1 protein-coding gene is annotated in these 240 nt (G+C 70.0%); it reads right to left on the bottom strand.

The features are described from left to right. Positions 1–240, bottom strand: a 240-nt coding sequence (locus ACSNOK_RS36015) for a Phenylacetic acid catabolic protein (protein WP_436784863.1), incomplete at both ends; no start/stop codon positions are given.

The following is a 240-nucleotide window of genomic DNA, read 5'->3' as shown; positions in this document are numbered from 1 at the left end:
CCAATATCGCCCTCGATCTCCTGGGCCAGGCCCGCGTGCTGCTGTCGCAGGCCGGTGACGAGGACGAGCCGCAGCATCCAGTGCTCGGCGTGGTCGCGGTGGTAGGCCACCTCCTTGACCGCCTTGGCGGCCAGCGGGGCGAAGGGGCCGTCCCCGTGCGCGAGCCGGCCGTAGAGCAGCTCCTGATAGGTGGAGAAGTACAGCTGCCGGGCCATGGTGTGGGCGAAGTCGCCATTGGGC

It is taken from the genome of Streptomyces sp. URMC 126 (assembly GCF_051386555.1).
Taxonomy (GTDB): Bacteria; Actinomycetota; Actinomycetes; order Streptomycetales; family Streptomycetaceae; genus Streptomyces.
The sequence above is the reverse complement of the archived record's forward strand: the minus strand, read 5'-3'. Positions and strand labels throughout refer to the sequence as shown.